Source organism: Pseudomonas sp. HMSC065H01, assembly GCF_001815235.1.
GTDB lineage: Bacteria > Pseudomonadota > Gammaproteobacteria > Pseudomonadales > Pseudomonadaceae > Pseudomonas > Pseudomonas aeruginosa.
This window is the reverse complement of record NZ_KV819881.1, coordinates 38446-49229: the sequence shown is the minus strand read 5'-3', so window position 1 is coordinate 49229 and position 10784 is coordinate 38446. Positions and strand designations below refer to the sequence as shown.

Sequence of the window (10784 nt, the reverse complement as noted above, 5' to 3'; positions counted from 1 at the left end):
CCCGGCCTGGCCGGGGGCTTTGCGGCATCGCCATCACAAGACCTTTCGCGTCCGAACGGCACGCTTGATCGCCGTCCCGGTCCTCGCGAAACGGCCGCCAATTGCCCGAAGCTTCCGACCCTTTTTTCGGACGATTTCTTACGCCCTTATAAATCAGCAAGTTACGAGACCTCGAAAAAAGAGGGTTTCTGGCGGGAAAAACTCGGTATTTCTTTTTCCTTCAAATGGTTATAGGTTTTCGGAGCTAGTTCACTGCCGTGTAGGCAGCTAAGAAAAGGTCGAGGTGGGCTCGGCGGCGATGATCGATGTTCACTGCCGTGTAGGCAGCTAAGAAAGGTACGTGGTTTCGACCAACAGCACTGCCCAAGTTCACTGCCGTGTAGGCAGCTAAGAAATAAAGGAGATTGCCATGCTGATCAAACTTCCCGTTCACTGCCGTGTAGGCAGCTAAGAAAGTCAGGGTCGTGCATGACTCCGATGTGGTGGCGTTCACTGCCGTGTAGGCAGCTAAGAAACGTCCAGAACGTCACACGCTCGCCGTCGATGTGTTCACTGCCGTGTAGGCAGCTAAGAAAAACCGGAGCCTTCGGGCCGCGTTGGGATCCACGTTCACTGCCGTGTAGGCAGCTAAGAAATTGACTGCTGGGGCCTGACGCTCATCGCGCGGGTTCACTGCCGTGTAGGCAGCTAAGAAAGCGACCCTGGCCAGGGCGGCGTCGCGCTCTGCGTTCACTGCCGTGTAGGCAGCTAAGAAATTGAGCACAACCGGCTGAGCCAGCTGGTTGTCGTTCACTGCCGTGTAGGCAGCTAAGAAACTCGAACCCACCTCGGCCACAACAGCCGCCGGGTTCGCTGCCGTCTAGGCAGAACCACCCTCCCCATCCCACTACCAAACATCCGAATATAAAGTTCCTACCCCGCCCGCCAGCCTCGCCCGTCCACGACAATGTGCCCCGCTTGGAAGCTCACGCTCCTCATACAGACGAAAACGGGGTAGCGGCAATCGGCCATATCCGCTAAACAGTTGCCTTGGCGCAGAATTCGATAGGGACAGGCCACGGTCAGCATGGACGACATTTCTCCCAGCGAACTGAAGACGATCCTTCACTCCAAGCGTGCCAACCTGTACTACCTGCAACACTGCCGGGTACTGGTCAACGGCGGGCGGGTCGAGTACGTCACCGACGAAGGCCGGCATTCGCACTACTGGAACATCCCCATCGCCAACACCACCAGCCTGTTGCTGGGCACCGGTACCTCCATTACCCAGGCAGCCATGCGCGAACTGGCCAGGGCCGGGGTATTGGTAGGCTTCTGCGGCGGCGGCGGAACGCCGCTGTTCAGCGCCAACGAAGTGGACGTCGAGGTGTCCTGGCTGACGCCGCAGAGCGAATACCGCCCCACCGAATACCTGCAGCGCTGGGTCGGCTTCTGGTTCGATGAGGAAAAACGCCTGGTGGCCGCCCGGCACTTCCAGCGAGCCAGGCTGGAGCGGATTCGCCACAGTTGGCTGGAAGACCGCGTATTGCGCGACGCCGGCTTCGCCGTCGATGCCACCGCGCTGGCAGTTGCCGTGGAAGATTCCGCCCGAGCGTTGGAGCAGGCTCCCAATCATGAGCATCTACTGACCGAAGAAGCGCGCCTGAGCAAGCGCCTGTTCAAGCTCGCAGCCCAGGCCACCCGCTACGGCGAGTTCGTCCGCGCCAAGCGCGGCAGCGGCGGCGACCCGGCCAACCGCTTCCTCGACCATGGCAACTACCTGGCCTACGGCCTCGCGGCGACCGCCACCTGGGTGCTGGGCATTCCCCATGGACTGGCGGTACTACACGGCAAGACCCGGCGCGGAGGCCTGGTGTTCGATGTGGCGGACCTGATCAAGGACTCGCTGATCCTGCCGCAGGCATTTCTTTCCGCCATGCGCGGCGACGAGGAACAGGACTTCCGCCAGGCCTGCCTGGACAACCTGAGCCGCGCACAGGCCCTGGACTTCATGATCGACACGCTGAAAGACGTGGCGCAGCGGAGCACGGTGTCCGCATGAACATCCTGCTGGTGTCGCAATGCGAAAAGCGCGCCCTGAGCGAAACCCGCCGCATTCTCGACCAGTTCGCCGAGCGCCGCGGCGAACGGACCTGGCAAACGCCCATCACTCAAGCCGGACTGGATACCCTGCGACGCCTGCTGAAGAAAAGCGCACGGCGCAACACCGCCGTAGCCTGTCACTGGATCCGCGGCCGCGACCACAGCGAACTGCTGTGGATCGTCGGCGATGCCAGCCGCTTCAACGCCCAGGGTGCGGTGCCGACCAACAGGACCCGCCGCGACATCCTGCGCAAGGAAGACGAGAACGACTGGCACAGCGCCGAGGACATCCGCCTGCTGACGGTGATGGCAGCGCTGTTCCACGATATCGGCAAGGCCAGCCAGGCCTTCCAGGCCAAACTGCGGAACCGCGGCAAACCGATGGCCGATGCCTATCGCCACGAATGGGTATCACTGCGCCTGTTCGAAGCCTTCGTTGGCCCAGGCAGCAGCGACGAGGACTGGCTGAGGCGCCTGGCGGACAAGCGAGAGACGGGCGATGCCTGGCTGTCGCAACTGGCCAGGGACGACCGGCAACCCGCGCCACCCGGCCCGTTCCAGAAAAGCCGGCTACCGCCGCTCGCCCAGGCGGTCGGCTGGTTGATCGTCAGCCATCATCGCCTGCCCAACGGGGACCATCGCGGCAGCGCCTCGCTGGCACGCTTACCGGCCCCCATCCAGAGCCAATGGTGCGGCGCACGCGACGCAGACGCAAAAGAAAAGGCCGCCTGCTGGCAGTTCCCCCACGGCCTGCCCTTCGCCAGCCCCCATTGGCGCGCCAGGACAGCGCTATGCGCGCAGAGCATGCTCGAGCGTCCCGGCCTGCTGGCTCGGGGGCCGGCCTTGTTGCACGACGCCTACGTCATGCATGTGTCCCGACTGATCCTGATGCTCGCGGACCACCACTATTCCAGTCTCCCTGCCGACTCCCGGCTGGGCGACCCGAACTTCCCCTTGCACGCCAACACCGACCGGGACAGCGGCCAACTCAAGCAGCGCCTGGACGAACACCTGCTCGGCGTCGCCCTGCACAGTCGCAAGCTCGCCGGCACCCTGCCACGCCTGGAGCGACAACTACCGCGCCTTGCCCGGCACAAGGGCTTCACCCGCCGGGTCGAGCAGCCGCGCTTCCGCTGGCAGGACAAGGCCTACGACTGCGCGATGGCCTGCCGCGAGCAGGCTATGGAGCATGGATTCTTCGGCCTCAACCTGGCGTCGACCGGTTGCGGTAAGACCCTCGCCAACGGCCGTATCCTGTATGCGCTGGCCGATCCGCAACGCGGCGCGCGTTTCAGCATCGCTCTCGGCCTGCGCAGCTTGACCCTGCAAACCGGGCAGGCCTACCGCGAGCGGCTCGGCCTGGGCGACGACGACCTCGCTATCCTGGTCGGCGGCAGCGCCGCCCGCGAACTGTTCGAAAAGCAGCAGGAGCGCCTGGAGCGCAGCGGTAGCGAGTCAGCCCAGGAGCTGCTGGCGGAAAACAGCCATGTACACTTCGCCGGCACGCTCGAGGACGGCCCTCTACGCGAGTGGCTCGGCAGGAACAGCGCGGGAAACCGCCTACTCCAGGCGCCCATCCTGGCCTGCACCATCGACCACCTGATGCCCGCCAGCGAAAGCCTGCGCGGCGGACACCAGATAGCGCCACTGCTCCGCCTGATGACTTCCGACCTGGTGCTCGACGAGGTCGACGACTTCGATATCGACGACCTGCCCGCCCTGTCGCGGCTGGTGCACTGGGCCGGCCTGTTCGGCAGCCGCGTGCTGCTCTCCTCCGCGACCCTGCCGCCGGCCTTGGTGCAGGGCCTGTTCGAGGCCTATCGCAGCGGCCGGGAAATCTTCCAGCGCCATCGTGGCGCTCCCGGACGCGCTACGGAAATCCGCTGTGCCTGGTTCGACGAGTTCTCCAGCCAATCCAGCGCCCACGGCGCCGTAACCTCCTTCAGCGAAGCGCATGCGACCTTCGTCGCCCAGCGTCTGGCGAAGCTCGAGCAACTGCCGCCACGTCGCCAGGCGCAGCTATGCACCGTGCATGCCGCTGGCGAGGCCCGTCCCGCGCTGTGCCGCGCGTTGGCCGGGCAGATGAATACCTGGATGGCTGACCTGCATCGCTGCCATCACACCGAACACCAAGGACGTCGCATCAGTTTCGGCCTGTTACGGCTGGCCAACATCGAACCCCTGATCGAACTGGCCCAGGCCATCCTCGCCCAGGGTGCGCCCGAGGGGTTGCATATCCATCTGTGTGTCTACCATTCGCGGCATCCCCTTCTGGTCCGCTCGGCCATCGAGCGACAACTCGATGAACTGCTGAAGCGTTCGAACGACGACGCCGCCGCGCTGTTCGCTCGTCCGACGCTGGCCAAGGCGCTCCAGGCCAGCACGGAGCGGGATCATCTGTTCGTCGTACTCGCCTCGCCGGTGGCGGAGGTCGGTCGCGACCACGATTACGACTGGGCCATCGTCGAACCCTCCTCCATGCGCTCGATCATCCAGTTGGCCGGGCGAATCCGCCGCCATCGCTCCGGCTTCAGCGGCGAGGCCAACCTGTACCTGCTATCGCGCAATATCCGCTCGCTGGAAGGGCAGAATCCGGCGTTCCAGCGGCCCGGCTTCGAGACCCCCGACTTCCCTCTTGACAGCCACGACCTGCACGACCTGCTCGACCCCGCCCTACTCGCCCGCATCGACGCCGGCCCACGAATCGTCGAACCGTTCCCACTGTTCCCACGCAGCCGGTTGGTCGACCTGGAACACCGACGCCTGCGCGCGCTGATGCTTGCCGACGACCCACCGACGTCCCTGCTCGGCGTACCGCTCTGGTGGCAAACCCCGGCATCGCTCAGCGGCGCCCTGCAAACCAGCCAACCATTTCGCGCAGGCGCCAAGGAACGATGCTACGCCCTGCTTCCGGACGAGGACGACGAGGAGCGCTTGCATTTCAGCCGCTACGAAGAAGGGACCTGGAGCAACCAGGACAACCTGTTGCGCAACCTCGACCTCACCTATGGCCCGCGCATCCAGACATGGGGCACGGTCAACTATCGGGAGGAGCTAGTCGCAATGGCCGGCCGCGAGGACCTCGACCTGCATCAATGCGCCATGCGCTACGGCGAGGTGAGATTGCGAGAAAACACCCAGGGATGGAGCTACCACCCTTATTTGGGAGTCAAGCAAAACAAATGAAAAAGCCCAGGGCTGCAACGCAGCCTGGGCTCTGCCTATTCGGCAGTGGGGTTTCATCACAAGAAGCATTATTTCTTAGCTGCCTACTCGGCAGGCAGGCAGGGTAGCTAAAAAAACCGGCAAATCAAAATTCGTTGCCGAAGTGTTTAAATCATCATAAGAACCATTAGGTTGATTTTATAATTTCTTCACCGTAGGATGATTGACGTCTCCTACCGTGCTGCAACACGGCAGGAGACGAGTACAAGCCAAAAATACGGAAGTAATGATTCAGGTGATTGAACCTGGAAGGAGACAAAGCCATGAAACCTCCGTAGCTCGTCTCCCTCCCTGGGCTTGTGCTCAGGGAGGGATTTTACTGCTCTTTCTTTTCTATTCAATCTCTTAGGCCAACATAAAAAGGAGCTTTTATGTCCGAAAGGCCGAACGGTGATTCCCCCACTCTCCGCCAGCTCATTGAGTCTTTCATCCAGGAGCGCCTCCAGGGCAAGCTGGACAAGCTCAAGCCCGACGAGGACGTTAAGCGCCAGTCGCTGCTGGCCGGCCATCGGCGGGAAGCCTGGCTGGCCGATGCCGCCCGGCGGGTCGGCCAGCTGCAACTGGTGACCCACACGCTCAAGCCGATCCATCCCGACGCCCGCGGCAGCAACCTGCACAGCCTGCCGCAAGCACCCGGGCAACCGGGCCTCGCCGGTTCCCATGAGCTAGGTGACAAGCTGGTCAGCGATGTGGTGGGCAATGCCGCGGCGCTGGACGTATTCAAGTTTCTCAGTCTCCAGTATCAGGGTAAAAATCTTCTGAACTGGCTGACAGAAGACAGTGCCGAGGCAGTACAGGCGCTGTCCGATAACGCCGAACAGGCTCGCGAATGGCGGCAAGCGTTCATCGGCATCACGGCCGTCAAAGGCGCTCCCGCGTCCCACAGCCTGGCCAAGCAGTTGTACTTTCCCCTGCCCGGTTCCGGCTACCACCTGCTAGCACCGCTGTTTCCCACCAGTCTGGTGCATCACGTCCACGGTCTGCTCCGCGAAGCGCGCTTCGGCGACGCGGCCAAGGCGGCACGCGAAGCGCGCAGCCGCCAGGAGTCATGGCCCCACGGATTCAGCGAGTACCCCAACCTGGCGATCCAGAAGTTCGGCGGTACCAAGCCGCAGAACATCAGTCAGTTGAACAGCGAGCGCTATGGGGAGAACTGGTTGCTACCTTCGCTTCCGCCACATTGGCAAAGACAGGACCAGCGCGCACCGATACGCCATTCCTCGGTCTTCGAACATGACTTCGGGAGAAGCCCTGAGGTGTCCCGGCTGACCCGGACCTTGCAGCGCCTCCTTGCCAAGACCCGCCATAACAATTTCACCATCCGCAGATATCGCGCCCAACTGGTCGGGCAAATCTGCGACGAAGCCCTGCAATACGCCGCCCGTCTGCGCGAACTGGAGCCCGGCTGGAGCGCAACCCCCGGGTGCCAACTGCATGACGCGGAGCAGCTCTGGCTCGATCCGTTGCGCGCACAGACCGATGAGACGTTCTTGCAGCGCCGACTACGAGGTGACTGGCCTGCCGAGGTCGGAAATCGCTTCGCCAACTGGCTGAACCGGGCGGTCAGCAGCGACAGTCAGATACTGGGTAGCCCGGAAGCCGCCCAATGGAGCCAGGAGCTGAGCAAGGAACTGACGATGTTCAAGGAGATACTCGAAGATGAGCGTGACTGATCCCGAAGCCCTGCTCCTGTTGCCGCGCCTGTCCATCCAGAACGCCAACGCCATTTCCAGCCCCTTGACCTGGGGTTTCCCTTCGCCCGGCGCTTTCACCGGATTCGTCCATGCCTTGCAGCGTCGAGTCGGAATCTCCCTCGATATCGAACTGGACGGTGTCGGCATCGTCTGTCACCGCTTCGAAGCGCAGATATCGCAACCGGCCGGCAAGCGCACCAAGGTCTTCAACCTGACCCGCAATCCGCTGAACCGCGACGGCTCCACCGCAGCCATCGTCGAAGAAGGGCGCGCCCATCTGGAGGTCAGTCTGCTGCTCGGAGTGCATGGCGATGGTCTGGACGATCACCCCGCACAGGAAATCGCCAGGCAGGTACAGGAGCAGGCTGGCGCCATGCGCCTCGCCGGTGGCAGCATCCTGCCCTGGTGCAATGAGCGCTTCCCGGCTCCGAACGCCGAACTGCTGATGCTGGGTGGCAGCGACGAACAGCGGCGCAAGAACCAGCGCCGGCTTACCCGCCGCCTGCTCCCCGGCTTCGCCCTGGTGAGTCGCGAGGCGTTGTTGCAACAACATCTGGAAACCTTGCGCACCACGCTCCCCGAAGCCACCACGCTCGATGCACTGCTCGATCTTTGTCGAATCAACTTCGAGCCTCCTGCAACCTCGTCCGAAGAAGAAGCATCGCCGCCCGATGCAGCCTGGCAAGTGCGCGACAAGCCCGGCTGGCTGGTGCCGATCCCGGCTGGCTACAACGCCCTGTCACCCCTGTACCTCCCCGGCGAAGTGCGAAATGCCCGTGATGGGGAAACACCGCTGCGCTTCGTCGAAAACCTCTTCGGTCTGGGCGAATGGCTCAGCCCCCATCGCGTCGCCGCGTTATCGGACCTGCTTTGGTATCACCACGCCGAGCCTGACAAAGGGCTCTACCGCTGGAGCACACCCCGTTTCGTCGAACACGCCATCGCATAAGGAAATCAGCATGTCCAAGCCAATACTGAGCACCGCTTCCGTCCTCGCCTTCGAACGTAAGCTCGACCCTTCCGACGCCCTTATGAGCGCTGGCGCCTGGGCGCAACGCGACGCCTCGCAGGAATGGCCGGCCGTGACCGTGCGCGAGAAGTCCGTACGCGGCACCATCTCCAACCGCCTCAAGACCAAGGACCGTGACCCGGCCAAGCTGGACGCCTCGATCCAGTCGCCCAACCTGCAGACGGTGGACGTGGCCAACCTGCCGAGCGACGCCGACACCCTCAAGGTCCGCTTCACCCTCCGTGTGCTCGGCGGCGCCGGAACACCGTCTGCCTGCAACGATGCGGCCTACCGTGACAAGCTGCTGCAAACGGTCGCCACCTACGTGAACGAGCAGGGCTTCGCCGAGCTGGCTCGTCGTTATGCGCACAACCTGGCCAACGCCCGCTTCCTGTGGCGCAACCGGGTGGGCGCGGAAGCAGTGGAAGTCCGTATCAACCATATCCGCCAGGGCGAGGTGGCTCGCGCCTGGCGCTTCGACGCCCTGGCCATCGGCTTGCGCGACTTCAAGGCCGACGCCGAACTGGACGCGCTCGCCGAACTGATCGCCAGCGGTCTCTCAGGCAGTGGGCATGTCCTGCTCGAAGTGGTCGCCTTCGCCCGTATCGGCGATGGCCAGGAAGTCTTCCCCTCCCAGGAACTGATCCTCGACAAAGGCGACAAGAAAGGCCAGAAGAGCAAGACCCTGTACAGCGTGCGCGATGCCGCGGCCATCCACTCGCAGAAGATCGGCAATGCCCTGCGCACCATCGATACCTGGTATCCCGACGAAGATGGCCTCGGCCCCATCGCCGTGGAGCCCTACGGCTCCGTCACGTCCCAGGGCAAAGCCTATCGCCAGCCCAAGCAGAAGCTGGACTTCTATACGCTGCTCGACAACTGGGTACTGCGCGACGAGGCGCCCGCCGTGGAGCAACAGCACTATGTGATCGCCAACCTGATCCGTGGCGGCGTGTTCGGTGAAGCCGAAGAGAAGTAAGCCATGGACCACTACCTCGACATTCGCTTGCGACCGGACCCGGAATTTCCCCCGGCGCAACTCATGAGCGTGCTCTTCGGCAAGCTCCACCAGGCCCTGGTGGCACAGGGCGGGGACAGGATCGGCGTGAGCTTCCCCGACCTCGACGAAAGCCGCTCCCGGCTGGGCGAGCGCCTGCGCATTCATGCCTCGGCGGACGACCTTCGTGCCCTGCTCGCCCGGCCCTGGCTGGAAGGGTTGCGGGACCATCTGCAATTCGGAGAACCGGCAGTCGTGCCTCACCCCACACCGTACCGTCAGGTCAGTCGGGTTCAGGCGAAAAGCAATCCGGAACGTCTGCGGCGGCGGCTCATGCGCCGGCACGATCTGAGTGAGGAGGAGGCTCGGAAACGCATTCCCGATACGGTCGCGAGAGCCTTGGACCTGCCCTTCGTCACGCTACGCAGCCAGAGCACCGGACAGCACTTCCGTCTCTTCATCCGCCACGGGCCGTTGCAGGCGACGGCAGAGGAAGGAGGATTCACCTGTTACGGGTTGAGCAAAGGAGGTTCCGTTCCCTGGTTCTGAAGAACCCCGTCAGCGCCTCATCGGCATGTCCGCAACGAGGTCCCATGGAAAGGGACTTCGTTTCGACTGGTGCCCCCCGGCCGACAGCGAACCGCATCAATCGATACTTCAGGGCTGCTGGCCGTTTCTTGACGACCTATGTGGCAGTGAAATCGCCCTAAGCCCGCTTATGAACTTCGCGACATTTTTTGCTGCCTATACGGCAGTGAACATGCAGCGATCCGGCCGGCGGAGCCGAAGGATTTCTTAGCTGCCTATACGGCAGTGAACTGTCGTTGTCCACGGTTGGTCCTCCGGGGGTCTTTCTTAGCTGCCTATACGGCAGTGAACCACTTACCAGTTCGGATGCGCAGGACCGCATTTTTCTTAGCTGCCTATACGGCAGTGAACCCCTCGACGGCGCGCATCAGGGTGCCGAAGCTTTTCTTAGCTGCCTATACGGCAGTGAACCAGGTGCCCCAGCATCAGGCGATTGATGTTGTTTTCTTAGCTGCCTATACGGCAGTGAACTAGATTCTGCTGTGATGATGCCGCCCCAGATCTTTCTTAGCTGCCTATACGGTAGTGAACGAGTATCGCCACCCCAATGGAGAGAGCCATACTTTCTTAGCTGCCTATACGGCAGTGAACGCGGACGTCTGGTAGTTGTCGCCGCGACTCTTTTTCTTAGCTGCCTATACGGCAGTGAACAGGCAGCGCCCCTCTTCCTGGAGCCGCTGCTGTTTCTTAGCTGCCTATACGGCAGTGAACGCCAATTCGGCGCCTGCGGGCCTTATCCGCATTTTCTTAGCTGCCTATACGGCAGTGAACATTCCGGCAGCGCCTGGACTGAGCTGGTGGGCTTTCTTAGCTGCCTATACGGCAGTGAACCGGGTATCGTCGCCGCTAGCAGTTTTCGTTCTTTTCTTAGCTGCCTATACGGCAGTGAACTAGTTCACCGAGTCATTCGCGACTCGAACAGTTTTCTTAGCTGCCTATACGGCAGTGAACCGGTGGTGTATTTCGCCAATGCGTTTCAGATTTTTCTTAGCTGCCTATACGGCAGTGAACTAGCCGGCAATCCGCCAGATCGCGGACGGCACATTTCTTAGCTGCCTATACGGCAGTGAACGAGTTCTTTACGCAGGCAGGCAATGCGTTCCATTTCTTAGCTGCCTATACGGCAGTGAACCCGTCGCCGCCGTTGCCGTTCGCGGCGCTGCATTTCTTAGCTGCCTATACGGCAGTG

7 protein-coding genes and 2 CRISPR repeat arrays are annotated in these 10784 nt (G+C 62.4%); all 7 genes read left to right on the top strand.

The annotated features are described in order from the left end of the window. A partial coding sequence (locus HMPREF3014_RS34920) for a hypothetical protein (RefSeq protein ID WP_218189581.1) occupies window positions 1–234 on the top strand: 234 nt, incomplete at its 5' end. A gap of 13 nt (window positions 235–247) precedes the next feature. Further along, window positions 248–815: direct repeats of the CRISPR family, unit length 28 nt; unit sequence GTTCACTGCCGTGTAGGCAGCTAAGAAA. 251 nt (window positions 816–1066) lie between these two features. After that, complete coding sequence (cas1f, locus tag HMPREF3014_RS14900; RefSeq protein WP_003139228.1) at window positions 1067–2041, top strand: type I-F CRISPR-associated endonuclease Cas1f; 975 nt, start codon at window positions 1067–1069, stop codon at window positions 2039–2041. Further along, complete coding sequence (gene cas3f / locus HMPREF3014_RS14895) at window positions 2038–5268, top strand: type I-F CRISPR-associated helicase Cas3f (protein WP_003143954.1); 3231 nt, start codon at window positions 2038–2040, stop codon at window positions 5266–5268. Before cas1f ends, cas3f begins: the two co-directional genes overlap by 4 nt. A 410-nt stretch (window positions 5269–5678) precedes the next feature. Further along, entirely contained in the window at window positions 5679–6980 is a 1302-nt protein-coding gene (csy1, locus tag HMPREF3014_RS14890) for a type I-F CRISPR-associated protein Csy1 (RefSeq protein WP_023087478.1), read from the top strand. A gap of 19 nt (window positions 6981–6999) precedes the next feature. Continuing rightward, window positions 7000–7950, top strand: a complete 951-nt coding sequence (csy2, locus tag HMPREF3014_RS14885; RefSeq protein ID WP_235551366.1) for a type I-F CRISPR-associated protein Csy2 — start codon at window positions 7000–7002, stop codon at window positions 7948–7950. A gap of 10 nt (window positions 7951–7960) precedes the next feature. Beyond that, window positions 7961–8989 carry a type I-F CRISPR-associated protein Csy3 gene (csy3, locus tag HMPREF3014_RS14880; RefSeq protein ID WP_003143949.1) on the top strand — a complete coding sequence of 343 codons (1029 nt, stop codon included), beginning with the start codon at window positions 7961–7963 and terminating at the stop codon, window positions 8987–8989. 3 nt (window positions 8990–8992) lie between these two features. Then, window positions 8993–9556, top strand: a complete 564-nt coding sequence (gene cas6f, locus HMPREF3014_RS14875) for a type I-F CRISPR-associated endoribonuclease Cas6/Csy4 (protein ID WP_023087476.1) — start codon at window positions 8993–8995, stop codon at window positions 9554–9556. A 124-nt stretch (window positions 9557–9680) separates the two neighbouring features. Continuing rightward, a CRISPR array of direct repeats spans window positions 9681–10784; the repeat unit is 25 nt; unit sequence TTTCTTAGCTGCCTATACGGCAGTG.